Origin of the sequence: Legionella anisa, assembly GCF_001467525.1 — a bacterium.
GTDB classification, from domain to species: Bacteria; Pseudomonadota; Gammaproteobacteria; order Legionellales; family Legionellaceae; genus Legionella; species Legionella anisa.
This window is the reverse complement of the sequence record NZ_LNXS01000054.1, coordinates 243,350-269,301: the sequence shown is the minus strand read 5'-3', so window position 1 is coordinate 269,301 and position 25,952 is coordinate 243,350. Positions and strand designations below refer to the sequence as shown.

The following is a 25,952-nucleotide window of genomic DNA, read 5'->3' as shown; positions in this document are numbered from 1 at the left end:
ATTTATCCCACACTGTTATGAAACCCAAGCAAAAACTTAAAAATCGGGGTGCCCTTAGCAATCCGGATGGCCGATTTGAGCCACAGACCCGAGAACATTTTGCTGATGGGTGGGACATCGAAGAAGATATTCTCCCCCCTTTAGAAACCTTCTTATTACCTGAGCATTCTAAATCAGTAATTAGCCGAAATGACTCTCCTGATCTTGGCTTTGAACAATCAATTAATCCCTATCGAGGTTGTGAGCATGGGTGCATTTATTGCTATGCCAGACCCAGCCATTCCTATGTCAATTTGTCACCAGGAATCGATTTTGAAACTAAAATCTTCTATAAAGTGGATGCAGCCAAACTTTTGGAAAAAGAAATAAATAAATCGAGTTATACGTGTAAACCTATTGTCCTGGGGGCAAATACCGATCCTTATCAACCCGCAGAAACAAAACTTGCTATTACCCGTAGTCTTTTAGAAGTTTTAGTTTATCACCGTCACCCTGTCATTATTATTACTAAAAATGCGCTTATAGAACGAGATTTGGATATTTTATCCGATATGGCAGAACACAATTTGGTCAGGGTAGCGATAAGTATTACTTCTCTTTCAACCGATCTAAAACGGATTATGGAGCCAAGAACGACAGCACCATCAGGCAGGCTAAGAATAATACAACACTTAACTGAAAATAAAATACCTACTCGCGTTATGGTTGCACCTATTATTCCTATGATCAATGACATTGAACTGGAAAAAATCTTGCAAGCTGCCGCACTCGCTGGAGCCAAACATGCCAGCTATGTGTTAATCAGGCTGCCTCATGAAGTAAAAGAATTATTTAAAGAGTGGCTCAACGAACACTTCCCCCAAAGAGCGGAACACGTGATGAGTCTTATTCGCCAGATGCGCGGTGGGAAAGAATACGATGCCCGGTTTGGTGTCCGCATGCGTGGCGAAGGAGAATATGCCAATCTCTTAAAGACCCGATTTCATCTTGCATGTAAACGATTTCAACTCAATGTTGACTCTGCTCCTGATTTGGAAATAAATAAGTTTTGTAAAAAAGAAGATTTATTATACAAACAATTAAGTCTATGGGAGAACGAATGAGGTCGAAACATGCCATTAGCAATGATACCATTCCAAAAGACATCTCTATTTTACACGATGAACATTAGATCACAAAAAATACAATATGAATTTAAATAAATATACTTGATGCATATTTATGCAAATTAATAAATAAATTCTATACTTAATCTGAGTGAAAAAAAGTTAAACCAAGGAGGATGTAATGAATACACGTTCAAGCATGTCAAAAATGCTACGATCAGGTATTATAGTAAGCTCATTATTCTTCGCAGTAGGTTATACATCCATTGCCAGCGCAGCCCAAGGATGCGGCCATGGATATCATAGGAATGCGTATGGTGCGTGTGTCTTAAATGCCCCAGGACCCAATTCATCACCAGCCCCATATCATCCAGGCTGCTGGCGAAATGCTTGGGGTCAATTACGTTGTTATAGATAATTATTAAATAGGCCGTACCATTTTTTCAAATAGTACGGCCTATTTTTATAAGCATTATTTTTTAGATTATCAATTTATATACCCTTAGGCTAAGGTTTTCACCTTCCTAGGATTATATTGACTCTTATTTCTTTTTATTTGGATGAGATTCTAATTTAGACTTTTCCTGAGAATGTTTTATTTTTTCAGGATGAGCGGAATGCTGTTGATCATGACGACGCGCATCTTGTGACTCATTTTTAAATTTATTATGTTTTGACATTGTATACTCTCCTTGTGATTAAAATCTCCATAGAATTTAAACTTAGTAGGAGTTACTTAAAAAAGCAAATTACTCTGTTCCCAATCGTACTCACTAGTTTTTGCTGCAAATGAGTGGTTGTAATTTAAAAAGTGCGTTAAAGTAATTTTAAGATTGAAATTATTTAAAAATGGACTTTTCATGACACCAGAAGTAAATGAAGCCTTAAGGAAAATAAGACAGCAAAAACCCTTTATATTAACCATCACCAATTATTTTCCTATGGGTTATGTGGGGAGTGGAATACGTAGTATTGGCGGTTTCCCATTAATGTGTGGTGCAGAAGAGGAGGTTGAGGAGTTACTCGGAATTTCTAAAGCGGTGATAATCAATCTCGGCAAATTAGATAATGCTTTTGTTAAACTGAGTAGTCTCATCTGTGACATAGCAAACCAAAAAAACATTCCCATTATTTTAGATCCTGTAGGGGCAGGCGCAAGCCGATACCGCACAGATGTTGCAATACGCTTAATAAAGAAATATCAAATTTCAATTATCCGTGGCTACCCTAATGAAATTGCGAGTTTGCTGACCGAAGAACTGGTAATTCAGGATAAAAACCATCTAATGGAAGATCAAATAATAATAGAAAACGCCAAGTCATTATCAAAAAAACATAAACTCACTGTTGTTGTCAGCGGGAAAAGACATTTAGTTGTCAATTCAAATCAAATAGATCAATTTAATTTCGATTCGGCTCTGGTACAAAAAGTCGCGGGGATAGGTAATTTGCTTTCAGCGATTATTAGTGTTTTTCATTCTGTGATTAAAGATCAATTTTTAGCCGCTAAAAATGCGGTGCGTTTTTATGCCGAATGCGTTGGACCAACTTCAAGTGATGCTTCAGGCCCAGCTTCATTGATTATAGGGGTAATCGATCGAATCTATATTAATGCAAAAAAAGCGCAACTGTTTGCTTAAAACAAACAGCAGCTTGGGGTAAGACAAAGCCATAACCTTCGCCTACGTTTATGTAGCCTGGGTGCAGGCGAAGCCATAACCCGGGTTCCGCTTCGCTTCACCCAGGCTACGAGCAGATTATTTGCTAAATGCCATAAAAGCAAATATCCCCCTGTCTACAAGAACTTGAAAGTTACTCCAAGATTGTTGGTGGGCAATTTGGGCAAATGTATCAATTTTTTCGGGGTAATCATCAGCACGTGGATGCTCCATCCGTGTAATAATTTCATCATCAGTTAGCTCGGGATCACTTTCCAGCATCCGTGATTGTAAAGCATCTAGCCATTCATCACGTGTTTGATGCGGTTTAAGAACGCCATCAACTATTAATAAAAAACCATTAGGGCTTAGTTTTTGTTTGCACAGAGCAATAAAACTGTTTTTATCATGTAAAGATAAATGATGAACTGCATAGCTAGTAAAAATCACATCAACAGGAGCGGATAAACGAGGGAGTGCAGCAATCATATGATCCGCAATGAACTCCTTTTCACAATCCAGTGATGTAAGCGTTTTTTCTGCCATTTTTAAAACATCTGGTGCTGCATCAATACCAAAATATTTTTTAATTGAGGTTGCAGTCAGTACAGAAACAACCGTACTGCTATCCCCGCACCCCACATCTGCAAAAGAAAAAGGACGGTTTCCTATATGAGTTGCGAGAAATTTTTGTAACGCCTGCACCATTTCACGATGATATAATGTATTATTTTTAATAGCACTTTGATACCGTTGCCAATTTTTATTAAAGTACTCGCTCGCGGCAGTCATAGTTTATACCTTATAGTATTTAGTTATATAAAATGTGAAATAATAGCAACTCCCATCATTCAGGTATACTAAACTATTATAGATAAAATAAGATTCAGATTGCGCGAAACCTCGCTAAATGATAAAATTTGTTCCATTTGGTAAATATATAGGACAAATATGAACTGTTTTTACTCATTACTTTTTGCTTTATTTTTTTCCACGAGCTGCCTCGCCGGTGTTGCATCTGAAGCGAGTTTACGCGATAAAATTGGCCAAATGCTTCTTGTCGGCTTTGATGGAAAAAAAATTAATGAACAATCTGCAATAGTAAAAGCGATTGAAGAAAATAATATTGGTGGCGTTATCTTATTTGATTACAATTTTCGCACAAAAACGTTTGACAAAAATATTGAAAGCCCGGAACAGGTAAAAAAACTTAATCATGAACTACACTATTTTGCCGAACAAGGAAATTTGAAATATCACCGACCGCAATTACCTCTATTAATTTCAGTAGATTATGAAGGAGGAAAAGTAAATCGTTTAGGAGAGCAATATGGATTCCCTCCAACCTTATCTGCTGCCGAAGTTGGAAAAAGAGAAACTAAAGAAGCTGAATCCATCGCCGACTCTATGGCTCAAACTTTAAAAAAGGCGGAATTTAATTTGGATTTTGCTCCCGAACTGGATGTAAACGTCAATCCTGAAAATCCTGTTATTGGAAAAAAAGAGCGAAGCTTTTCCAGTGATCCCAAGCAAGTAATACGCTATGCAAGCATTTATACACATCATTTCTTAGATCAAAAAATTCAATGTGCTTATAAACACTTTCCAGGACATGGCAGTTCAACTAAAGACTCACATTTGGGTTTTGTAGATGTTACCGATACTTGGCAACCTTATGAATTAAGTCCTTTTGAGCAATTACTGAATTCCTATGAAGGGTGTGGCATGGTCATGACAGCACATATTGTGAATCATCAACTCGATCCATCTGGATTACCTGCGACTCTATCCCACAAAATATTAACGGATCTTCTACGAAATCAACTGCATTTCAAAGGCGTTATTATCACTGATGATATGCAAATGAAAGCAATTAGTGATAATTATGGACTTGAGCAAGCTTTAGTACTGGCGATTAATGCTGGCGCAGATATGCTGATGTTCGGCAACAACCTATCTACTCCTGCGCAAGATCCTATTCAAGTCATCAACATAATTGAAGCCAAAGTCCAATCTGGAGAAATAAGCCAAGAGCGAATAAATGAAGCATATCAGCATATAGTGGCTTTAAAAAAATCATTAAATTAGGTCTGTTGCCTCCCCTAATGAATGTTTATCCGAACGGTTGGATTTAAGCACAGGTTGTGAGAAATTTTTTCTAAACTTTCTCGCAAGATGTGCCAAATACAGCCGCTCCTCAGTTTTTTAATCTACACGTTTAAACTGAATTGCTACATCAACATCCACACCTGGAGAAACATTTAGCTTTCCTTTTGCATTGCCGGAATTTTTTGTGAAAATACCATTTAAGTTACCGAATTCTGTTTTAATAGTAACCGTTCCATTAACACAAACTCCCTGGAGTTTTGTGACATGATGATCGGGACACAAAATACTTCCTGAACGTTTGTCTGCGCTCACCTCGATGTTAAAATTCCCAGCACCATCCAGAGTGCTAACTGTTCCCGCTCCATTATAAACACACTCGATTAACCAATTAGAGGCCTTACCTGAACCTGCCCAATTCCCAGGAACATCTTCACAACTGTTTGCACTAGAATAAAATGTAAAATCTGCATGCGATATCGTTGCAAAAGAGAGTGCGGCAACAGTAAATCCAAAGAGTAATTTTTGTTTCATTTTTCTTCCTTAAAAAAATAAAGCTAAATGCAAAACACCATCTGTTTATGACTGGTGGAATGCGGGATTTATTATTACGTTATAAAACTACAAGTGCAATTGAAAAAAGCCAGAATGAGAAAATAAATTCCAACATACAATCTAACGCTTAGTTAAGAGTTGTAGGGTTCAAAAAATTACTTAGCTTAGATATAGATTGTATTCTCAACAAAAGCATGATGCTAAACTAGGGTCTGTTTACATTTCGCTAGTTGGTGAAATAAATAAAATAGCATCATTGAGGATGTCACTAGCTATAGAACCATCAAATTTCGTGAAAACAAAGCGGTGCAGATAGTTATACAATAAGCTGTTACCTTTAATGAATAGGATATTTTTAATGGTATATTTCAAATCAATAATTAATGGGATTGGTACAGGTGCTGGGGTTGCGTGGCCAATGTTTGGGATTGTATTTAGTGTAGTTGGTGCGTCAATAGGTGGTTTGGTTTCATTTGCATTAGGCGGAGTCGCTATAGCTCTTTTTATGATGATCAGTACCGCGATATTTTATTTGTCCTATCAAAAAGCTCAAGAAGAGGAACAAAGATCTCAAACATTATTGCAAAAAAATGAACAAAAATTAATGGAATTCGTTAATGAATATATTTATAACATATACAAAAGCTATCAACTAACAGCCAAGACAATTCCATTTAAAGCATTTTTATCCTCACAGCTTGATCAACAGCTTTCAGCAATTGCTAAAGATGAAAAGAAAACTCCTTTATACCAAGCTTTAAAGCTTATAAAAATATTAATTGAACAGCAATTGCTTAAAGAGAAATCGATTCTACCCATAATTGAGCAGAAAATAATACAACAATACTCTGTACCCTATTCAAATGTGATTATTCCTTTATTTTATGCCTTTGTTGGTACTTTTGGTTCCATAGCAGGTTGTAGTGCTGGAATTTCTGGGTTACTTACCGGATTAGGACTATTTAGTAGCTTCGCTGCATTCCCCATTCTTGGTTGGGGTATTCTAGGGTTTGCGATTTCTATGGGTATTTTTGCTGCAAATAACGCGATTAGCGAAACACAGGAAACCTCTAAAAATGAAATATTGAATCAAACAGTAAAAAAAATGTATCAACATTTAAAAAGCCAGGTATTAGATTTACCCCTAAATTTATTTCATCACCCCTCTAACCCTACACCTAATAAATCATCCAGAAATTTTCCATCGTTATTCCTAAGCGAAGATGAATCCGTTATTAACAGTTGGGTATCAAAAAGTGATGCTTTGCAACATATCCCTCTCAGTATCTAATTGGCGAATGAGTTTCTTTTCCTACTATTACATAAACTCCTAACCTGGCAGTTTGATTCAATAAATCTTTGCAATACACCAAAACTTCTATTTCTATGTATTAGAAGTTTGAACACGAGGTGATGAACATTCATAGACATACAAATACGTAGGCTTGGTCAATTTGTGGATTACCGGAATCATCTTATGGTGAGACAATGTCGCCACTGATTGGCAATGATTAAAAAATCGTTCGGCACATTGTTTTGTATCTCTAAAATCAACATAAGAAATTTTGTCAATTTTTCCTTTAAATAAAGCATCTAAAAAAGCTTCTCCCCAATATTGATATTGATTAATATCACCGCAGGGAAGTGCATAGACAGGCTCACTGGGCATAAAGAAACTCAATGCTGCAGCATTAGCAAAATAACCTGTAACGACTGGCTGTCCTTTTTTTATAATTTCTGGCGCATTGATCGCTGTCTTTAATACGGTATAAGCCCTGCCCTTCTTCAGGTAGGTGGCGATTGGCCATGAATTAGCAATGATCACAACGATACTAAAAGACAAAAAGAAAGGATAAACAATCATGAAAAAGCGTTGATAATGATATCGTGCCACATTAAATCCAGTGATTAAGGCAAGGTTCATCCCAAGTGGAGTTAAGTATACCGCTCGGGCATCACCACCTAATAAAGTTACGATACTCCAGAATAATAGCCCTACAAGCAATACCGCATAAGTCAGTTCCAAAACCGGGTTATTGGATGAATTTTTAGTTTGTCGATACTTGAACCAACCCAATGCAGCGAATAATAGAAAAACTGAATAATTAACAAACAATGAACCCAACAGTACTAAGAGACTATGAACTACCGTAGTATTATTTTGAATTTGACTGTGAAAATTTAATAAATAAGTAATTGATATCCAATCGTGATTCACATTCCAATAAATAACAGGAACAACCATGAGAATAATGACCAGGCTTGCCAGATAAAAATGGATACTTTTAAACAGCTGTCTCTGTTTGGAGAATACAACGTACAGCAACAGCCCCATCACGCTAACTACAGCTGTATATTTAGATAAAAGCATGGCGCCAACAAACAAAGCACAAAGATATATATCAAGAATTCGCTTGGATGAAATGTAGCGAGCAAAATAAAAAAAGGACAAAATAGTAAATAAATTCAATGGTGCATCATATAAAACACGAACAAAAATACTTTCTGTAGTAGTAGGTAAAGCAACCCATATTAGCGCACTGATTAATCCTGTTCGCTGATCGTGCAGGAGGCAACCTATCCTGTATATATAATAGGCACCTGCGATCAAGCACAAAAAACCAATAATATTAATGGAAAAGAATGTCTCACCAAAAACCGCTTGCGAAATATGGAACAAATAGGCAATCATGGGCGGTCCATCAAAATAGGACCAAGCCAAGTGTTTTCCCCAAGCGTAATAATAAAAACTGGTGATGGTAGGAACAATAAAAAAAGTTGCAAGAAATAAAAAGCCGATATAAATAATGAGGAAGGGTTTTGTTGCTTTTTGATTCCACATAAATCACCAAGTTCCTTTTGCTCTATTTTTAAACTATAAAGATCCCAATTAGATCAGTAGCATTATGAAATATTAAAGGGTTAATGTAATAACTCATTGATTTGGATAATATCACAATAAACAATTAATACACACTGAAACAAACCGTTATTTAACACTTTTTTTGTCCTTGTTTTGGGATATTGCTGCACTAGAATTCGGTAAAATTTCTACAACGTGTGCCAGCCATTTTTTATTATCTGCTCTAATAATGGTATTGGTACGCCCATAAATAAAATCATTTAAATTGCAATGGATGAAAGACTCCAATGTGCTGTCGCACTTGATCTTATAATAATTTCGATCTTGGGTATGTATGAGCACATGATGTTGGGCCAGCAGTGTGCCAAAAGGAGTATTCGTATGCAGAATTTCTTTTATCATGCTCTTTGGGAGTTCATTAAAGTTCATCGTGATAAAGGCGAGTTCAACCGCTATCACTTCTTTTTTGGCTTGTGCAACATTCGGTTTATTTCGCTTTTTGTTATTATCAACAAACATTACGATAGAACGTCGATAAGTATTGTTGGCTTGATCCTTATTTGCATATATTGTTTTTATAATGGCGTTACGCGCGTAATATTTTTCGATACTTTTTGTCATCAAAGGCTGGGTTAACAACTTATTGAAAGGATCAGGCAATTGAGTAGCGCTTACTTGAGTACCTATTTTATCGATTTCAGCCAGTTTATTTATTTCCAGCTGAATTTCTTTAGACTCAGGAGCACCATTCACTGAAATGGCGATGAAGAGAATTATCATTATGAATGGAAAGAAAAGTAGCTTTTTAATCATCTTTATTAATAATCTCATTTATCCTCGCTTTAATATCATGCTAGCCCGATTTGAACGAATCACTGGTCGGCGAAAAAAAGATAAAGTTGGATTCTGATAAACAATTTCTGTATAAGAAAAACCCGAAACTTCGTGTTGATTGTACTTTCCTGATATCTCGCAATATCCCTCCCAATAACCATGTTTTTCCTGCTCAGGAAAAGCTGCAACATTGGTAAATGACAGACCAATACTGGGTATATTAATCCTGTATGTAGTGGGATAAAGAATTGATAATTCTGGGTCAAGCCAATAATCCTCACGGATCACTTCCATTTCCTGATACGAAATAAATCGCTTTTCTCCAGAAGGAAGAATGACATTGGCTAAACCACCGATTACATTGTTGCCGTTGAAATTGAAAATAAGAAAAATGTTAGCAATGATACCATTATTCAGGCGTACCCCAAACCATTCCCAACCATTCGCATCCAGATTGAAATCGCCCCATTGATGGTCCATCCAAGAATCGCCGGGGTTTTGGTTAATTTGATACGTCGTGTCATTCAGTTTAAGAGTCCCCGTTGTTTTAAAATGAGGTATGGAATAATAATAGGAATTAGTGTTATCAGCCATTGGCATCAGTCCATTCTCATTGATCAAAAAAAATGAAGCATTTGGTTCCAAAATTAAATTGAATTTTAAAACCGTATTATTTTGGCGCCCCTCTGCTCTCAACAAATAGACCTCTTTTCCCTGCTGAATCTTCTTTTGTAAGCTGTAATCATTTTTTAAGGTAATATTTAACTTATCCGTAGCAAATTTACCTTCATTAAGGAAATAGTCTTTAGCAACCCCATAGCCTATTTTATTGTCCAAATCCGCAAGCTGCATATGCAACATGGGTTGTGTATAAACACGTCCTTTTACATTGATGGCTGGGTTAAACAATGCAACATCAAAACTTAAATGCCTGCCCTCATCAGTCACTAACTTGCCATTGAAATACCACCATTCAATGAGGCGATCAAATGAATAAGGAATATTTTGATAATGGGCTGCCTCATCTCTTGGAAAATCGAGAGGAACATAAGGTAAACTGGCATGAGCCATTGAAGCAAAAAAACCAAGTAATATCCATTTTATAGCCTGCATTATTAATTCCTTTTTAAATTTCAAGTCACTTTTTTTAGTGTGCGACGATATTATAGGAAGTTAGTGTGGATTAGCAATCGTGAATATTTTGGAGAATAAGAAATGTTTGGCAATTAAAAGATATTTCTTGGTGAGATTATGGCTAAAGTGATTCCGCAGCCAAGGCTGCGGAATACGAGCTTACATTTGATAGCAACGAACTGATTCTTTATGCTCTTCTTCGTTCTCTTCGTCTGAGCTTTCTTCTTTTTTCGCGTCATTCACTTCTTCAGGCTGCTCTGTTGTTCCCTCTTGTTTTGCTTCGGGTTGAGCCTCTTGACCAACATTTTCTTCCAGATCCTCTTCAAGCTCAGAGAACAGCTCATTCATCATTGCTGCAAGTGAAAGAATAGGCATCATCTCTGCTGGCACTAAATGCATATGGCCCTGTGGACAAACAAAAAGGACTAGGCGTGGTGAGACTCTAGGAGCAAAACCGAATAATGTAGGGCCAGTTCTTGTTTGTGTGTTTTGTTGTGTTTCTTGAGAAGCAGGAGTTTGTTGCTCAACATTTTCTTCTTCGCTGCTGTAGCCCTCTTCTGCACTGTGTTCTTTGCTGTGTTGAGAATCTTCTTCACGTTCTTCCACACTTTCCTGAGAACTTGATAACTCTTTTTCTTCTTCAGTTTTTTCTAAGCCCACTTCCCTTTTTAATTCCATAGCAAATGCTCCTTAAAAATTAAAATTAATTAAAAAATTCGATAATAAAAACCTTAAGAAAAGAGTGCGTTTTGTTACGACTATGTCTTTTCACGGAAGGGAGTTTACAATTAATTTACAAATTTTGGTAGTGCAAATGTACAATTTAATTTATTTTTTGCATTTATTTTTAGAGCAATCAACTTTAGTAAAAAATACTACATACTGTACTGATTTTAAAGAAATAATTAGCATAAAAATAAATAGACCATTTTGACCCAACTACTCATTTAGGAATGACAGCCTCCTCAAATTAATTTATTCTGATCCATTTGAATATAGATATATATTTAATTTCAATTGCACAATTCCAAACAGAATAATGAGAGCCATTCATGAACGCATACCAACAATTAGAACAGCATTTTAAAAAATATTATGATTTTGAAAATTTAGCAGCAATTGTTTCCTGGGATGAAGCATCGATGATGCCCGTTGGCGGAGGCAAAGCCCGAGCAGAGGCTTTAGCTACATTAAGTGCTGTTCAACATGATTGGTTGACCCATAAAAAAGTAGGCGCCTTGCTAAACCAAGCAAAAGATATTGAAGGTTTATCATTATGGCAGCAAAAAAATTTGTATTGGATGGAAAAAGAATATCTACAGGCAACCTGTATTCCCGTAAATTTAGTCGAAGAATTTACTAATGAATCTTTAATTTGTGGTCAGGCATGGCGAGAATTACGCGCAAAAAATGATTGGAAATCGTTTAAGCCTTTCCTGGAAAAATTATTCCAAAAAGTAAAAACAATTGCAGAGATTAAATCACAAACATTTGGTAAGTCCCCACTGGATGTTTTAATTGATGAGTATTCACCAGATTTAGACTGTAAGACAATTACTCCCATCTTTAATTCTTTAAAGGATGAATTACCAAGACTGATTACCAATATTATTGAAAAGCAAAAAACACGACACATAAAAACAATTGCAGGAGCTTTTCCTGTAGAAAAGCAAAAACAACTGGGTATGGAAATAATGACACGTCTGGGGTTTGATTTTAATCATGGCCGCCTGGATGTAAGTCATCATCCCTTCTGTGGCGGTATTTCAAGTGACGTGCGCATTACAACACGCTACAACGAACATGAATTTTTATCTTCCTTAATGGCAATTACCCATGAAACAGGTCATGCCCTATATGAGCAAGGCTTATCAAAAGAATGGAGTACACAACCGGTTGGTCATTCTTTAGGAATGGCAGTTCATGAAAGTCAGTCCTTGTTTATTGAAATGCAGATTTGCAGGAGTCCGGAATACCTCCATTTTCTAGTACCTATTGCCCAAAAATATTTCAAGGATGTAGAACATATAACTGATGAAAATATTTTTTATCATTATACAAAAGTACAACCCGGTTTAATTCGTGTTGATGCCGACGAAGTAACCTATCCTTTACATGTGATTCTCCGTTATGAAATAGAACAGAAGCTTTTTTCCTCTGAGATTAGTATTGCTGACCTACCCGAAATCTGGGATTCATCCATGCAAAAATATTTAGGATTATCAACACAAGGTGATGATAAAAACGGTGTAATGCAAGATGTACATTGGCCAGCAGGAATTTTTGGATACTTTCCCGCCTATACCTTTGGCGCATTAATTGCTGCTCAATTATTCTCGGCAGTAAAAAAATCAATTCCTGATATTAAAGAGCAGTTAAAGCAAGGTGATTTCAAACCTTTGTTACATTGGTTAAGGGAAAATATTCATCAAAAAGGAAGACTATTAACCTATCCTGAACTATTGCATGAGGCAACTGGTGAAACCTTAAATCCCGACTATTATTTTGCACATATAAAAGAACGGTATTTATAAAAATCCAAGGTTGGATTACAAAATATGAATAAACGCAAGATACAAAATAGTGCTGTTATTGTTGCTGCTGTTGGCGCTGCGCTCGTTTCTTTACATACAAATACTGATTGGCTGTCTGGGAAGGGGCAGACCGGAGAGTTTGAACGATGTTATCACATAGTTCGCGCAGGTAAAAATGACTGCGCCACATCGAAACACGCTTGTGCCGCTCAAGCAACAACGGACAGTGATCCAGAGGAATACATTATGGTACCTAAAGGACTGTGTGCGCGTATTGCAGGAGGAGAGAGTGTTTAATTATACACAATTACCGTCGCGTATCAGAGACGAGATGAAGGCACAACAGTATCAGAGTGAATTACTTGTAGGAGGAGTACAGTTAGGTGTAATGGTTTTATTCATGGTTATAAACTATTTAACCCCAGTGGGTTATACACCTAATGCACCAGTACACTCTACCAATCTGGGTCTATCATTATTTACAATTCTGATATTAACGCGATTATGGTTTGCTTATACGCATCAATTAACACCTTCAGTACTTGGATTATTTGTAATCACAGAAATGTTTTTGTTGTTATTTATTATTTGGACTTACTACTTACAATATGAAACCTCCCCAACTATTAATTTAAAAAATCCCCACATCAATTATGTCTACATTTTAATCGCACTTCGCGCATTGCGTTTCGAACCAGAATGGGTATTACTCTCAGGCTTTAGTGCAGTAATAGGCTGGAGCCTTATTATTTGGCAAACTTTATCCAGCACAGGCATGAATGTTGTCACTTGGGATTATGTAACCTATGCATCCACACGAAGTGTCTATTTCGGCGCTGTATTTGATGTACTTTTATCTATTTTATTAGTCACCATTGTTTTGGCATTAGTACTCCAGCGCGCCAAAAAGATACTCTGGCAAGCGGTAGAACAAACCAGTGCAGCCAAAGATCTGTCGCGGTTTTTTGATATAGGCGTTGCTCAAAAAATCACACACTCTGAGTCTGCGTTACAAGCAGGATATGGCGAAACACGACAAGCAGCTATTTTGTTTACCGACATGCGCGGCTTTACTAAAGCGTCGAAAACACTTTCGCCAAGCGATTTAATCCGGTTACTGGGAGAATATCAGCGTTTACTCGTTCCTATTATTCAAAAACATAACGGGACCATCGATAAGTTTATGGGAGATGGCATCATGGCAAGTTTTGGTGCAGTAACTCCTTCAGATACTTATGCAGCAGATGCTTTAAGAGCAGTAGATGAAATTCTTTCCATACTGCCTGTATGGAATGAAACTCGTAAAAAAATGGAGGTATTGTTATCGATGTCGGTATGGGACTTGCGGTTGGCGAAATTGTTTTTGGAGTGATAGGAAACGCAGACCGACTTGAATATACGGTGATTGGAGAAACTGCAAACCTAGCTGCGAAATTGGAAAAGCACAATAAAGTGGAGCATGCAAAAGCATTAACTGAGGTATCCACTTTGACGGTAGCATTGAAACAAAATTATAAAAATGAAACACCAAAAATCGAACGCAAATCCAGGCCTGTAGCCGGAGTGGAGGGTCCTATGGATTTACTGGTTTTAGGTGAATAATAAATACTCGCTTAATCTGGATTAAATAATAACACACTCTTCTTTATTTATAACTCAGGCATTTCCACAGTAATGATTTTTTGGCGTTTGTTTTCCAAGCAAGGGGCTTGAGTTGGATATTGTAAAGGCACCCAAGTATATTATGAGCACAACTTTCTCTAATTCAATAATTACCCAGAACTACATTTATTCATTTTAAGGCGTATTCTGCTTATCTTCTTTGTTATCCTCTTTATCAGTAGATATGGAGCTAAACATATCCTTAAATGATTTGAATTTAGAATGTTTAGATTCTTGCTCTTTATCAAATTTTTTCTGGATAATTGCTAGCTTTGAGGGCTCTGAAACTTCTTGAAATAGTTTTTTTGCGATTCACTAGTTAACTTTGATACCACTTTGCCTCGATCATAAAAATCGTATTTGTTCAGAAGAGCTACCGCTAAAATACCTGCCTTATTTGCTTTATTAAAGAAAACGTGTTGACGTGCTTGCTCGCCCTTAGCAATATAAACATGAACTTTTTCAATAATCTCATCTATATCAGAGCTATTTTTAATATTATTAAGTCCTGTTTTAATAGTATTTAAAGCCTTATTTTTCTCTTGATTCGCATGATATGAAATCCCATCAACAAATACCTTAATATCTTTTATAAAATCAATTTTTTTCGCTAGATTATCATCATAATAATTTAATTTTTTTAAAGTTCCTTCTATAGATACTCTCTCTTCTCCAGGTGCTTTTGATGCTTTCATTTGTAAATCAAAAACCATCTTTTTCGCATCAAATTCATCTTCAGTATTAAATGTTTTTTTATAATAAGCTGATAATTCATTTGCTCTCTCATCAAACTCTTGTTTGGCTGCTAAATAAAGCTCGCTGTCCATTTCAAAAAATGTCTTAAAATCTTTTATAAATTGGGTTAAAGGCATACTAATAGCAATATTATCTAGCATTGGCACATCGATTTTAGGGTATAAAGAGGGCATTGAATGATGGCGATTCATAAACTCTAGCCAACTGGTCATATTACTTGCATTACCTCTTGCCGTATGCATTAAATTAGAACCCAACCAATAAGCCTCAGCAAGCTTGTCATAATATTTATTTATGCTTTCGGGATCATTCTTATCTATTTGCATATTAAAAAGCTCTTGATGTAATTTGCCCATCTGGCCTTCTAATTCGCCCAAAGTAACAAGATTTGTATGTAACCATAGACATTGATAAAAACTGTTTGCACTCCTTAAGTTTTGATGCTCTATTCCACCAAAACTTACTGTAGTTAAACCATAAGCTTTCCCATCAACCTCATACATTAATTGGTAACTCGTATCTGTTAATTTTTTTACTCCAGTAACAGTTTCATCATTTATCGCTTTAAAAACTTTATTCATTATTGGTTGAGCTAATTGATAATCTCCATTTCCCATAAGAGAAGTAACTGGTGCTCTACCTTGCTGAACGATAACATCAGGATCATAATCGGCTTCTGTACTTTTCTTTGTTCTTACTATTTCAAAATGGGCCGCCTCGCGACCTGCTCCTCCCACTCGTGCCACAGTTGCTCTTTCATTAGCAAAAAAATCCATCACTTGCGTATAGTCTTGCTGAAACTCTAGGGACTTTCCAAGTACACTATCTATTGTTTCACTCAGGAGCATACCAAATTTAAATTGGCTTTTTGCTCGATCGCTATCATGACGGGCATGTCTTGCTGATGTTGAATTGGCGGTAGATGAAATGTTCCTAAAAAATAAATTTCCACATTTGATAACATCGGCTTTAAATTTCTCTAATTTACTGTTTTCTTTAGAAAACTCTGGACTATTTTTTAAAATTTCAACGAAATTTAATGCATCTTCTAATCCAGAAATCATAAACACATTCATTAATACTGAACCTATTTCTTGATTTTTAATAAATTTTTTATATTCCTCAGTAAGGTTATGCTGTAATATATATCTGACATTATGTTTTTCAAAAAGAGAAACTTTAATATCCTCAGGTATAACCCCCTTATTTTTCTGAATTAAAAAATCTAAAGCTTTTTCATTTCCTTGATTAATAATAAGTTGCATTAGCCCAGATAAATTAGTTATTAACGGCTCAGATTTTTCATAAAGATGTTGAAATACTTTGAGTGAGAAACTATCTCCTAAGGGGAGTCGTATGTAGTCGTCTAATGAATTAAAGTAAACAGATTCAATTGCTACTTTGTTATCTTGGGATAACAATTTTTGAACGGCAGATTCATAAAGGTTAATGTCCTCAAAATTTCTCAGAATATATTTTAAATCATCTCTATTTACAGGATAATTTTGAGTGAGTAGAAATTTTATAAAATCTGAATCTTGCCTCAAAGAGGCCTCTTCTATAAGAGAGGGTTTCGCAAATCCAAAGTCTGAATAGTGAATTTGAGGACAACGAATCAATGCTTGTTTAATTGCTTCTCGTCTTGCTTCCCAACTTGCTTTTCAGTTGTTATTAATAAGGCTATCTATAAAATAACTAGGTTTTTTTTGCGTTGCATCTGCATGAACGCTAATTGGTACATCATTTTCTATAAGAAAACTAGTTAACTCTGGAGAAGGATTAGTTCCAGTACAAAATAATAGATTTAATTTTTTACCCTGTTTTTCAACCTCAATTTCAGCAAGTTTTATTTCTGGTTTTATTCTATGAATAGCTTTTAATCGCTCCAATGAACCTAACTCAACCGCCTCAGTCATTAATTGCTTCAATTCCATCTCATCTGAATTAATATTTAATCTTTGAATTTTCGAATCGAGCTCTTCTAATTTTTCAACTTTTAGGAGCATTTCCTGAATTGAATCACCCTTGCTGAATGGGTCTCGCTCAAATTTTAAAAACCTACTATTCTTTTTATCATGATTAATCAGTTGATGAGCCAGCTCTATACTCCCTAATCGCACAGCCTCTACAAATAATTCTTTTATTTGATGCTCATCGTATATTTCGTTAAGAGTAGATATATTTTTTCTTAAGGTACTTAATTCATCTGAATAGTCACTAGAAGGCATGGCTTATCCTTAGATAATACGGAAAAGACTATACCAAAAAGTATATTACTTTTTATTCATTATGTCTAAAATTTGAGCAAAATCACGGGCAGTAATACTAGTACATAAAAAGACTATCGGATAACTGAACAATCGCATCCAATAAGTCATTTTCAATAAAATAACAGTGAGTATTTCGCATCTACTAGTATTACCAATGAATAGGCTTTAGTCATTCTGTACCGATACAACCCTATTTCCTAGCATCCTTTTCCATTAATTTTTAGAATTATTCACCAATTTTATAAATTGTTGCAGCTCACACGTAGCCCCACCACATGCAGGAATTGAAACAGGATTTCCATTGTAAGTGATTTTTACCAGGTAATAATTTGCGTCACGTTCATAAAGTGAGAAATTGAGATTGGAGGCGTAAGGGGGGGCTATCTCCAAAGGAGCGCCCAAAAAGCTCAATGCACTGGCTATGGTAGTATCATGTGCAGAGAGCAAAACATATTTAAGCTTGGATTTTTTCTGACTGCCGCTGTTGAGATAATTGGCAATATTGGTCATGAGTTTGGTGCTGTAGGCAGTTGCTACTGGATGTGGCCTTTCTTGCGCCATAAAAGCCCAATTACTCGCACTGATAATTGTTTCAACATCCTGGGTGCTCAATCCAATTGGCATCGGTGCGTTATGTATTTGATGAATGTATAAAGCATCGCCAAGTAATTCAAGATCAGGTAAGCTCTTAATTTGAACACCTGATAAAGCACTCCAAAGAGGATACTTACTCTTCAGTTCATTATTTTTTTCTTGCCATTCTTTTGTTGAGTACACATACTGTTCCATCAATTTTTTCCGCTCTGCAGAGCTTACCTGTTGAATAATCAGTTCATCATATTTAGACGGCGCACTAAAAATAGGAATGGGCTGAAAAGCATGGGGTAAAGCAGGAAGAGAAGACTCCGAAGTATTTGGTCCCGTCCCAAGCGGATATAGTCCCATTAATAAAGACTCAGCACTCATAAGCGTACGCTCATAATCAGTTGAACGTACATACATTGTTCCATGTTCGTAATGCTCGGGCAATAAATGTGCCTGCTCAATGTATTTTTTACGGAGCTCCATGCCCATTTTATATTCTTGCTGCATCCCCTCAGCAGTTAACTGGCCTGGCCCCTCCTGCCATTGATAATTTACTGCTGAGAGTGTAGCAATTGGTGTCCTATCACCATGCCGAATGATATCAACAGCAAAAATAAGGGCATCATCTGCAAACAAGAGCGACGGTATACTCAATAAAAACACAAAGCTTAAGCGAAAGTTGTAACCCATTTATCATACTCCTTGCTAAGAATGAATTAACTATGATGTCTTTATAAATCCCCGTCAAAGGTCGGGCTCTGCACTATGATGAGTATGAATACAAAAATCAAGGCCTTATTTTCAATAAAGATCAGAGCCTAGAATAAAGAAGAGTTCTTTTTTCTGGAAAATTTCCCACATCTGTGTAAAAGTGATTTGGTTGTTTAAGTAAAACAACTATAAGCCAGGAGTGAAAAGTGAAGGGACTGAGATATATTTTTTTATTGGTCAGTATCTGGCTAATATGGGGAACTGCTTTTTCCACAACTAAATCATCATATGCCACACTTCGGATTATTACTCCGCAACAATCATTCACTCTAACCAGCCCTGAGTTGTTGTCTCATCCGGATCTAACCCAAGTAACTATTAACAATGATCGAGCCTACCCAAACAAAATGATGCACCATAAAGTGATCCCTTTATGCAAACTGCTTGCCCCCTTTCACATCAGACAACACGATATCGTCGAATTCATCGCCAAAGATAATTTTCATGTGTATGTGCCGGCACTTAAAATCATGGATTGCAGTAAAAATGCTTCTATTGCGATGTTGGCTATTGAGCCTGCATCAAAATGGCCAATAATTGATAATCATACAGGGCTGACTGCAGGACCTTATGAAATTATTTGGCTTAATCCTGAACGCTCCTATATATCCAATGAATATTGGGCATGGAGTGTCATTACAGTAAAAATTATTCGAAAACTCAATTATCAACATGTTCTTGCTCCTCCCGAAACCACCAATTCATCCATTGCTAATGGATACAAAATTTATATTAGTCATTGTGAAGGTTGTCACATGATGAATCACCTTGGAAAAAGCAAAATTGGTCCGGATTTGAATTGTCCGAAAAATCCATTAGATTATTATCCTAACATAACCCAATTAAAAAAATTTATTCGTGATCCTAAATCAGTCCGCTCACTTCCACGAGGACGAATGAGCGGTTCAGATAAGCAGTCTTTATCCGACAATGACCTGGATGATTTGATTCAGTTTTTTGCGTATATGAATATAAAAAAACAATGCTGATTGACAACCCCTTCCTAACAAACTAGAGTTTTAATATACAAAGGATGGATAAATAGCATGAAGCTCATCAAGTATATTGTTTTTATAACCCTCTTATTCAACAGTTTCTTTGCCTATTGTGATCAACTCATCGTGGGTGTTTTAAAATTTGCCCCCCCTTTTGCATCACAGGATGCGAACAATCACTATTTTGGTTTCAGCATCGACCTGATGAATGAAATATGTAAACGCATTAATGCAACATGTACCTACAAAGGAACTGATTTGAACTCACAGTTCAAAGATTTAAATGATGGTGTTATAGACATTACCACATTACCAAGTCCTATTTCTTCAACTGAGTTAGATGACTACGTATTCAGTCTGCCTTATATAACAAGTAGAGGACAATTTATGGTATTAGAAAGTTCAAATATCGACTCAATAGAGGATCTCAAAGATAAAAAAATTGGCGCGCTTCAAGCAACTTCGTTCCAGTATAATATTCTTCCTAATTATACGTCCAAAGAAAATATTAAAACATATTCCCAAGTTACGGCATTAATACAAGCTGTAAGCAATGGTAAGGTTGATGCCGCTTTAATGAATGAACATGTTGCCAAATATCTATTACTCAACAAAACCATAGATGGTTTTAAACTTTTAGGAAAACCTATTGTCACAGGAAATGGGTATGGAATAATTGCGCTTAAAAAGAATGCTCCTATCATTGATAAAATTAATAAAGCCTTACTACAAATAGAAACTGATGGAACTTATTTAACTCTTTATAATAAATATTTTGGTGATTAGTTTAGCTATAGTAAATATCAAAGAAAGAACGTTTTAATGAACTATTTGATTGGCAAAGTAACTACCGGGATGGGATGAAAAAAGCAAATAGAAAAGATGTTTTATTTGATGTTTTTTATATAAAATCCAATTTAGAAATACAATAAGTTATAACTGCATTCGGAAGTAATCTAAGTCGCTATTGATTTGGGGAAGTTTACTTTTAAAGGTTTCAAAATAACCACCTCGATCAAAAAAATCATGATATTTAAAATCATCCCAATGTGTGAGATATTCTGATTCAACTAGTCTGCTGCGCACTTTTTCAATAGTTAATGTCTTTTCATCGCTTTTCAGCTCTATTTCCCTTAAGACATTTAAAATAGCCCTTGTAGAAAGAGCATCATAGCCATTTTTTGCTGGATCAAAGAGATGGACTACCTTAGATTCAATTTCTCGTAAAATAACCTTTGGGGAGAATAGGTTTTTAGACTTTGAAAACACACACACAATCTGCTTTGGATCAATATTTCTTTTACCGCATTTTCCTGTGGGATAGATGTCTTTCACATCATAAGGACTGGGAGCGCCCGACATATTCTTTATCAACATATAGTGATGACACTTACCTTGAAAATTTTGTGATATAAATTTAAAAACTTTCTCATGCATAAGATCAAATATTTTACATGCCAAGGGCTCATCAAGTAGGTGTAGTGAGTTTGATTCGGTTAGAAAATAAACATTACCATCGCTAAAAGTAGACCAGGAAAACGTACTCACTTTTTTATTTAAAGCTTCACTCATGATTAAAGAAGTAATTGAATAACTAATTGCATCTCCTCTGAATTTAATTCTGAGATTGTTTTCTTTAGCAAGGTCATCATCTACATGACGTATCGCAAATCCTTTATCGTGATCTTGCCCTCTTAATATGCTTTGTACAAACGAAAGTTTTTGCTGATTACTCAAAGTATCAGTTTTTGAAAACCATTTATTGAAGAATGGAAATATGGAGTCCAACCAGCTGAAAAATAAAGTTTTTAGATAATCAAACATATATATATTTAAAGTAAGAATGAATTTTTTGCAGCGCAGTCAATGCGCATAAAGTACACAGTATAACATATTAAATGCAAACGATAGAATTGTTACAAATGTATTCTACAGTCTACAGTGATGCCTAAACGGCGGTCATCCCTGCGCAGGTACCAGCACGCCCTTATTAATTTGCCTTTTAAAGATATAAATCCATCCAATCTTTAAATCGTTGCAAACGGTCTATTTGAAAATCTGGTCTATCAAGCGTATGGTATTGTTCGGGATAAATGATTAATTGTGTAGGTATATTCTGTGATTTTAAAGCCTGATATAATTGTTCAGAACCAATGCATGGCATGTTAAAATCCAAACTGGCACACATAAACAAAGTAGGTGTTTTAATCTTATTTGCCTTCATTAATGGATAACTAAGCTTCAGGTAAATTTGAGTATTTAACCAAGGTTTTCCTAATTCAGATTCATAATCTAAAGTATATTGATCCTCACCATAGTTTCCCAAAATACTACCAGTCCCAGCGCCGCTAATCGCCGCCTTAAAACGTTGAGTGCTTGCAATAACGTAATTAGTCAGCATGCCACCATAACTCCAGCCCCCCACAGCCAATTTATTAGGATCGACAATACCTTTCTTAATTACATAGTCCACAGAAGCAAGGACATCTTTGACATCAAGGTTTCCCCAGTCAGCGTTAATGGCATTGGAAAAATCAAATCCTTTTCCAGAGCTTCCCCGCGGATTAGGAGCGATAATGGTATATCCCTCTGCAGCAAGCCACTGCCAGTCAAAATTGAACTCGTGGCCGAATTGATAAACGGGACCTCCATGTAAATTTAAAAATGCGGGGTATTGTTTCCCAGGTTTATAATGTGCAGGTTTGAGCAATAAACCTTCGATTAGAGTTCCATCAGAACTTTTAAATTCAATGTTTTCCAAGGGACGAAATAGCACTTCATCTAAAAGTTTTTGATTATGGCGAGTTAAGGGTCTTAAAGGATTTTCTACTGCAAACAATTCTGGTGGATGTTGATCATCAGAGGAAACGACTACTATTCGTTGCTGCCCCGTTGAAAACTCACTATCAACGCGCTCACCGTTGGTTAATGCTCTGACAGTACCGGTAGCAACATCGATTTCACTAAGATGAGTATTTCTGCTTGTCTCAATCAGCGCATATATTTTTTTACCATCCTCAGACCATTTGGGTTTGGTAAACCAGCGGTCTATAGGGGCAATAATCTGCTCCTTATGACTGGCCAATGCAACAACTGCTAATTGTGTGGGAGCATAGATAGGTGACATATTATTAAAGCTTAAATAAGTTATTTGAGAGCTATTAGGGTTCCATGCGGGAGTGGATTCCCAATCTGGATCCATTCCCCCCCCTGTAGAACGGGTCAATTGTATCGCTTTACTTCCAGGTTTGTTGTTTATTACGTACACATCCGAATTGTAAGTCCTATCCGGTTCAGCTCCTCTTTTAGAAATAAATGCAATGTAATCACCATTAGGAGACCAGGCTGGAGCCCATTCATCATAAAGGCCTGGAGTCAATAACTCAATTTGTTTGTTTTGGAGCGCTACGCGATAAAGATGCTTTCTTTTTTCACCAAGATAACCCTCTGTATCCTTTTTAAATAGATATCTTGTGATGACTATGGGGTTATTTTTGGAATCTTCTTCCTTTGACTCATTGGCAATAAAAGCAATATTTTGGGAATCGGGAGACCAAGCAAAATCACTAACATCATACAAGTTATTTGTTAATTTAATAATTTGTCTGCTTTGTCTGTTTAATAATTGAAGACTACTCGCATCCTCATTCTCGAATAAAAAAGCAATCCATTGACCATCAGGACTCCATTTGGGTAAAGAACTGCTATTTTTCTTATCATTCGTAAGTTGCTTTGATATTTTACCATCGTAGGAAACTATCCAGATATTACTTACTGCATCTATTTTGCTAACATTTTCTTCTACTGTATAAACTACCCATTCCCCATCTCGCGACATATCCGGTTCACTGACTGTCTTAATTCGCATAAAATCACTCAAAAGCGGTAGTCTTTGAGATGACCATCCATTCATGCAAAAAATGGAACATAACAACACTAGAAGTTGAACATAGGAACACTCTTTTTTCAAAATAATTTCCCTTTAAGAAAATTGGAGCTTTATCCCTTACTTAACTCTCCGGAATATGTTCAATTAATTTACACTCCCGGCACCCTATGAGCATAGATAAATCATCATCCTTAGGAATATTTAAAAATGAGGCAGCCCTAAAGAATCATATAATTATTTCTTATATTTTAGCCTAACTTTTATTTTATAAAAATTTTCCATGAACATCGGCTATGAATTGATTTAGATGCGCTTTTCGTAATAAAAAAACAGACTGAATTTTAAATAATTGTTTAATTTTTTTTCATTTCATTCAAATTACAGCTAAAATATACTCACGTGTCTTTAAAAAGGAATTTTTATGATTAAGATACTCAAGGTGCTCTTAATAGTATTATTCATGAGTGTAAGTCCATTTGCTTTGGCACATAATGACTATGCTTACCATCATGGACATCATTATAAATATCATAAGTATTATAAGAATCATCATTGGTATTACTATCCTGCTGGATATCATCACCATAAAAAATATAAATATAAGCACTACAAGTATCCTTATAAATATTATAAATATAAAAAATACCCCTATCACCCTGGATGGTATTATACATGGTGATCTATTCAAGAAAATTTATATAGAACGTTCAAACATAATAACGTTATTGAATATAAAGAAAATATTCAATAACGTTACTTTTGCGAAACCTTTTTAAGCACAAAGAACACTATTTCTTATCTTCTTGCAATTCCCAACTCAATTAAAGATTTTTATTGACCAGATAGATTAATATATGAGATAACCACAATGATATAAAAAGAACAACAACGTAAAATATAGATCATTGTTGATTAATTTATATCAAAATTACAGGTTCTGTCTCGTAAATGTCTGAATGAGATTAAATACTAAGGGAGTTATCTATGAGAGCATTAAGAGAATTACGTCACGCTAGACCCCACCATTTTTCGAAAATCCACGACGTTCATCTCTCCCACAAACCTGGTTTTTTATTGGGTACTTTTTCTGGTGATCGTTGGCGTCATAAAAGCATGGGCGTAACATTAGACCACATTACTGATCCAGAGATGTTTCATGAATTGCAATCCCATGCATTTAATAATTTAAAATCATGGCAAAAAGAAAAAGTAGCACCGCCCCAAAAAGTTGAAGTGGTTCACCAAGATTTTGGAGATACCGCGTTGGAGGTGACTAAAAAGCATGGAAAAGTATATCCTGTTCTTAACATGGCTAATTCTTTATTTCCTGGATGTGCTGCTCTCGAAGGAGGAAGTGCCCAGGAAGAAAATATGTGGCATCGCTCGTCTTGTGCCCGCTCATTACTGTCAAAAGGCATTTATTATGATCCGGCACGAAAATGTTTTCTTTATGATGAAAATAGTAGAAAACTTTTGAGCGGACAGGAAAAAATGAGTTCTGAGGAATTGGAATCATTAAGTAGGCGCCTTGGAATAAAAACTCCTGAAGCCTACAAAGTCTTTATGGGTGAGCAACCTGAGATTTGTTTTAGAGGACCGGAAATTTTAGTTCCAACAGATTTTGATGAGTTCACATCAAAAAAACAATTTACTGCAGACAGTACATTGAGCTATGCCCTTCTCCCAAAAGACCAAATATTCCCTTTTTATGAAATCAGAGCAGCTGCTCCTGAGCTTGTTGGTAAAGAAATTGACTTTGAAAATAAAGATTTTCTAGCTAAATACACTAATGAATTAAGACAACGTATAGGTGCTCAGCTGGATACATTAATACTTAAAGGGAAAACTGATGCGATCTTGGGGGCCTGGGGATGTGGGAGTTTTAAAAATAAGCCTGATATTGTCGCCAGATTATATCGTGATGAAATTGAAAAACGAGCCAAACACTTTCAGCATATCGTATTTCCGATAATAGATACACAACATGAAGCAAATTACCCTGTGTTTAAAAAATACTTAGATGGCTTGAAGCTTGGAAATTTAGCTGGCAAATCAAGTTTCAATATAAAAGCACTCACGTATCCTAATCCATATAGCATATATGCTCCAAGAGATAAGAAACCAGAAACAACACCAAAAGATGAACCTAAAAATTCAACTTGTGGTCTTTTATAAGTAAGTTATACGATTATAGGCTCTTCTTAAATCAATTTAATGAAGAGCCACTCAGGATT

At 35.9% G+C, this 25,952-nt stretch carries 25 protein-coding genes; 13 read left to right on the top strand and 12 right to left on the bottom strand.

The genetic code is table 11. The features are described 5' to 3' along the window. Window positions 1-17: 17 nt before the first annotated feature. Both Lani_RS17640 and Lani_RS17635 read left to right on the top strand, forming a co-directional pair. Window positions 18-1,103, top strand: coding sequence for a PA0069 family radical SAM protein (locus Lani_RS17640; protein ID WP_019235455.1), 1,086 nt, complete (start codon window positions 18-20; stop codon window positions 1,101-1,103). Window positions 1,104-1,287: 184 nt separating this feature from the next. Continuing rightward, window positions 1,288-1,524, top strand: coding sequence for a GCG_CRPN prefix-to-repeats domain-containing protein (locus Lani_RS17635; protein WP_019235456.1), 237 nt, complete (start codon window positions 1,288-1,290; stop codon window positions 1,522-1,524). 124 nt (window positions 1,525-1,648) lie between these two features. On the opposite strand, the gene Lani_RS20565 is transcribed toward Lani_RS17635, so the two are convergent. Next, on the bottom strand, window positions 1,649-1,786 hold the full coding sequence (locus Lani_RS20565) for a hypothetical protein (protein ID WP_019235457.1): 138 nt from the start codon (window positions 1,784-1,786) through the stop codon (window positions 1,649-1,651). A gap of 180 nt (window positions 1,787-1,966) precedes the next feature. On the opposite strand from Lani_RS20565, the gene thiM reads away from it, so the two are divergent. Next, entirely contained in the window at window positions 1,967-2,746 is a 780-nt protein-coding gene (gene thiM / locus Lani_RS17630) for a hydroxyethylthiazole kinase (protein WP_019235458.1), read from the top strand. A gap of 117 nt (window positions 2,747-2,863) precedes the next feature. Here thiM and Lani_RS17625 read toward each other — a convergent pair whose 3' ends face one another. Beyond that, entirely contained in the window at window positions 2,864-3,556 is a 693-nt protein-coding gene (locus Lani_RS17625; protein WP_058388731.1) for a class I SAM-dependent methyltransferase, read from the bottom strand. A gap of 159 nt (window positions 3,557-3,715) precedes the next feature. Between Lani_RS17625 and Lani_RS17620 the strand changes: the two genes are divergently transcribed. Then, complete coding sequence (locus tag Lani_RS17620) at window positions 3,716-4,852, top strand: glycoside hydrolase family 3 protein (protein WP_058388730.1); 1,137 nt, start codon at window positions 3,716-3,718, stop codon at window positions 4,850-4,852. 117 nt (window positions 4,853-4,969) lie between these two features. On the opposite strand, the gene Lani_RS17615 is transcribed toward Lani_RS17620, so the two are convergent. Next, window positions 4,970-5,404 carry a hypothetical protein gene (locus Lani_RS17615; RefSeq protein WP_019235462.1) on the bottom strand — a complete coding sequence of 145 codons (435 nt, stop codon included), beginning with the start codon at window positions 5,402-5,404 and terminating at the stop codon, window positions 4,970-4,972. 379 nt (window positions 5,405-5,783) lie between these two features. On the opposite strand from Lani_RS17615, the gene Lani_RS17610 reads away from it, so the two are divergent. Continuing rightward, window positions 5,784-6,716, top strand: a complete 933-nt coding sequence (locus tag Lani_RS17610; protein ID WP_019235463.1) for a hypothetical protein — start codon at window positions 5,784-5,786, stop codon at window positions 6,714-6,716. 93 nt (window positions 6,717-6,809) lie between these two features. On the opposite strand, the gene Lani_RS17605 is transcribed toward Lani_RS17610, so the two are convergent. The 4 genes from Lani_RS17605 to Lani_RS17590 all read right to left on the bottom strand — a co-directional run bounded on the left by Lani_RS17605 (window position 6,810) and on the right by Lani_RS17590 (window position 10,934). Then, window positions 6,810-8,267: an ArnT family glycosyltransferase gene (locus Lani_RS17605; protein WP_019235464.1), complete on the bottom strand. Its 1,458-nt coding sequence runs from the start codon at window positions 8,265-8,267 to the stop codon at window positions 6,810-6,812. Between the two features lie 147 nt (window positions 8,268-8,414). Further along, window positions 8,415-9,119 (bottom strand): hypothetical protein, encoded by a 705-nt coding sequence (locus Lani_RS17600; RefSeq protein ID WP_051045736.1) that lies wholly within the window; start codon window positions 9,117-9,119, stop codon window positions 8,415-8,417. Continuing rightward, entirely contained in the window at window positions 9,120-10,235 is a 1,116-nt protein-coding gene (locus Lani_RS17595; RefSeq protein WP_058388729.1) for a lipocalin-like domain-containing protein, read from the bottom strand. A 180-nt stretch (window positions 10,236-10,415) separates the two neighbouring features. Continuing rightward, window positions 10,416-10,934 (bottom strand): hypothetical protein, encoded by a 519-nt coding sequence (locus Lani_RS17590; protein WP_019235467.1) that lies wholly within the window; start codon window positions 10,932-10,934, stop codon window positions 10,416-10,418. Between the two features lie 374 nt (window positions 10,935-11,308). Here Lani_RS17590 and Lani_RS17585 point away from each other — a divergent pair, with 374 nt between their 5' ends. The 4 genes from Lani_RS17585 to Lani_RS21070 are packed head-to-tail and all read left to right on the top strand — an operon-like array spanning window position 11,309 to window position 14,392. Continuing rightward, window positions 11,309-12,790 (top strand): carboxypeptidase M32, encoded by a 1,482-nt coding sequence (locus tag Lani_RS17585; RefSeq protein ID WP_019235468.1) that lies wholly within the window; start codon window positions 11,309-11,311, stop codon window positions 12,788-12,790. Window positions 12,791-12,814: 24 nt separating this feature from the next. Further along, the gene (locus Lani_RS20355; protein WP_019235469.1) at window positions 12,815-13,087 is read left to right on the top strand and encodes a BufA1 family periplasmic bufferin-type metallophore; all 273 of its coding nucleotides are present in this window, start codon (window positions 12,815-12,817) and stop codon (window positions 13,085-13,087) included. Next, a complete protein-coding gene (locus Lani_RS21075; RefSeq protein WP_263291210.1) occupies window positions 13,080-14,162 on the top strand; it encodes an adenylate/guanylate cyclase domain-containing protein in 1,083 nt (360 codons plus the stop codon). The genes Lani_RS20355 and Lani_RS21075 overlap by 8 nt, the downstream gene beginning before the upstream one ends. Beyond that, complete coding sequence (locus Lani_RS21070; RefSeq protein ID WP_263291209.1) at window positions 14,126-14,392, top strand: adenylate/guanylate cyclase domain-containing protein; 267 nt, start codon at window positions 14,126-14,128, stop codon at window positions 14,390-14,392. Before Lani_RS21075 ends, Lani_RS21070 begins: the two co-directional genes overlap by 37 nt. 326 nt (window positions 14,393-14,718) lie before the next feature. On the opposite strand, the gene Lani_RS17570 is transcribed toward Lani_RS21070, so the two are convergent. The 3 genes from Lani_RS17570 to Lani_RS17560 all read right to left on the bottom strand — a co-directional run bounded on the left by Lani_RS17570 (window position 14,719) and on the right by Lani_RS17560 (window position 18,753). After that, on the bottom strand, window positions 14,719-16,755 hold the full coding sequence (locus Lani_RS17570; protein ID WP_127908240.1) for a hypothetical protein: 2,037 nt from the start codon (window positions 16,753-16,755) through the stop codon (window positions 14,719-14,721). Window positions 16,756-16,869: 114 nt separating this feature from the next. After that, window positions 16,870-17,436, bottom strand: coding sequence for a hypothetical protein (locus Lani_RS17565; protein ID WP_019235472.1), 567 nt, complete (start codon window positions 17,434-17,436; stop codon window positions 16,870-16,872). 255 nt (window positions 17,437-17,691) lie between these two features. After that, on the bottom strand, window positions 17,692-18,753 hold the full coding sequence (locus Lani_RS17560) for a histidine phosphatase family protein (RefSeq protein WP_019235473.1): 1,062 nt from the start codon (window positions 18,751-18,753) through the stop codon (window positions 17,692-17,694). 227 nt (window positions 18,754-18,980) lie between these two features. Here Lani_RS17560 and Lani_RS17555 point away from each other — a divergent pair, with 227 nt between their 5' ends. After that, window positions 18,981-19,823 (top strand): c-type cytochrome, encoded by an 843-nt coding sequence (locus Lani_RS17555; protein WP_019235474.1) that lies wholly within the window; start codon window positions 18,981-18,983, stop codon window positions 19,821-19,823. Window positions 19,824-19,880: 57 nt separating this feature from the next. Next, the gene (locus tag Lani_RS17550) at window positions 19,881-20,615 is read left to right on the top strand and encodes a transporter substrate-binding domain-containing protein (RefSeq protein WP_019235475.1); all 735 of its coding nucleotides are present in this window, start codon (window positions 19,881-19,883) and stop codon (window positions 20,613-20,615) included. Window positions 20,616-20,762: 147 nt separating this feature from the next. Here Lani_RS17550 and Lani_RS17545 read toward each other — a convergent pair whose 3' ends face one another. After that, complete coding sequence (locus Lani_RS17545) at window positions 20,763-21,653, bottom strand: hypothetical protein (protein ID WP_019235476.1); 891 nt, start codon at window positions 21,651-21,653, stop codon at window positions 20,763-20,765. Between the two features lie 178 nt (window positions 21,654-21,831). Next, window positions 21,832-23,697 (bottom strand): S9 family peptidase, encoded by a 1,866-nt coding sequence (locus tag Lani_RS17540; RefSeq protein ID WP_019235477.1) that lies wholly within the window; start codon window positions 23,695-23,697, stop codon window positions 21,832-21,834. Window positions 23,698-24,139: 442 nt separating this feature from the next. On the opposite strand from Lani_RS17540, the gene Lani_RS20350 reads away from it, so the two are divergent. Next, complete coding sequence (locus tag Lani_RS20350; RefSeq protein WP_192814503.1) at window positions 24,140-24,397, top strand: hypothetical protein; 258 nt, start codon at window positions 24,140-24,142, stop codon at window positions 24,395-24,397. 305 nt (window positions 24,398-24,702) lie between these two features. Then, complete coding sequence (locus Lani_RS17530) at window positions 24,703-25,893, top strand: poly(ADP-ribose) glycohydrolase domain-containing protein (RefSeq protein WP_019235479.1); 1,191 nt, start codon at window positions 24,703-24,705, stop codon at window positions 25,891-25,893. Window positions 25,894-25,952 lie beyond the last annotated feature (59 nt).

What these genes read in the sequence shown, in the direction of transcription:
- Lani_RS17625 (WP_058388731.1), bottom strand. Translation starts at nt 3,556, where the DNA reads ATGACTGCCGCGAGCGAGTACTTTAATAAAAATTGGCAACGGTATCAA.
- Lani_RS21070 (WP_263291209.1), top strand. Translation starts at nt 14,126, where the DNA reads ATGGGACTTGCGGTTGGCGAAATTGTTTTTGGAGTGATAGGAAACGCA.
- Lani_RS17590 (WP_019235467.1), bottom strand. Translation starts at nt 10,934, where the DNA reads ATGGAATTAAAAAGGGAAGTGGGCTTAGAAAAAACTGAAGAAGAAAAA.
- Lani_RS17615 (WP_019235462.1), bottom strand. Translation starts at nt 5,404, where the DNA reads ATGAAACAAAAATTACTCTTTGGATTTACTGTTGCCGCACTCTCTTTT.
- Lani_RS17600 (WP_051045736.1), bottom strand. Translation starts at nt 9,119, where the DNA reads ATGAGATTATTAATAAAGATGATTAAAAAGCTACTTTTCTTTCCATTC.
- Lani_RS17585 (WP_019235468.1), top strand. Translation starts at nt 11,309, where the DNA reads ATGAACGCATACCAACAATTAGAACAGCATTTTAAAAAATATTATGAT.
- Lani_RS17540 (WP_019235477.1), bottom strand. Translation starts at nt 23,697, where the DNA reads ATGCGAATTAAGACAGTCAGTGAACCGGATATGTCGCGAGATGGGGAA.
- Lani_RS20565 (WP_019235457.1), bottom strand. Translation starts at nt 1,786, where the DNA reads ATGTCAAAACATAATAAATTTAAAAATGAGTCACAAGATGCGCGTCGT.
- Lani_RS17620 (WP_058388730.1), top strand. Translation starts at nt 3,716, where the DNA reads ATGAACTGTTTTTACTCATTACTTTTTGCTTTATTTTTTTCCACGAGC.
- Lani_RS17610 (WP_019235463.1), top strand. Translation starts at nt 5,784, where the DNA reads ATGGTATATTTCAAATCAATAATTAATGGGATTGGTACAGGTGCTGGG.
- thiM (WP_019235458.1), top strand. Translation starts at nt 1,967, where the DNA reads ATGACACCAGAAGTAAATGAAGCCTTAAGGAAAATAAGACAGCAAAAA.
- Lani_RS17530 (WP_019235479.1), top strand. Translation starts at nt 24,703, where the DNA reads ATGAGAGCATTAAGAGAATTACGTCACGCTAGACCCCACCATTTTTCG.
- Lani_RS20350 (WP_192814503.1), top strand. Translation starts at nt 24,140, where the DNA reads ATGATTAAGATACTCAAGGTGCTCTTAATAGTATTATTCATGAGTGTA.
- Lani_RS17550 (WP_019235475.1), top strand. Translation starts at nt 19,881, where the DNA reads ATGAAGCTCATCAAGTATATTGTTTTTATAACCCTCTTATTCAACAGT.
- Lani_RS17640 (WP_019235455.1), top strand. Translation starts at nt 18, where the DNA reads ATGAAACCCAAGCAAAAACTTAAAAATCGGGGTGCCCTTAGCAATCCG.
- Lani_RS17605 (WP_019235464.1), bottom strand. Translation starts at nt 8,267, where the DNA reads ATGTGGAATCAAAAAGCAACAAAACCCTTCCTCATTATTTATATCGGC.
- Lani_RS17595 (WP_058388729.1), bottom strand. Translation starts at nt 10,235, where the DNA reads ATGCAGGCTATAAAATGGATATTACTTGGTTTTTTTGCTTCAATGGCT.
- Lani_RS17635 (WP_019235456.1), top strand. Translation starts at nt 1,288, where the DNA reads ATGAATACACGTTCAAGCATGTCAAAAATGCTACGATCAGGTATTATA.
- Lani_RS20355 (WP_019235469.1), top strand. Translation starts at nt 12,815, where the DNA reads ATGAATAAACGCAAGATACAAAATAGTGCTGTTATTGTTGCTGCTGTT.
- Lani_RS17560 (WP_019235473.1), bottom strand. Translation starts at nt 18,753, where the DNA reads ATGGGTTACAACTTTCGCTTAAGCTTTGTGTTTTTATTGAGTATACCG.
- Lani_RS17545 (WP_019235476.1), bottom strand. Translation starts at nt 21,653, where the DNA reads ATGTTTGATTATCTAAAAACTTTATTTTTCAGCTGGTTGGACTCCATA.
- Lani_RS17565 (WP_019235472.1), bottom strand. Translation starts at nt 17,436, where the DNA reads ATGCCTTCTAGTGACTATTCAGATGAATTAAGTACCTTAAGAAAAAAT.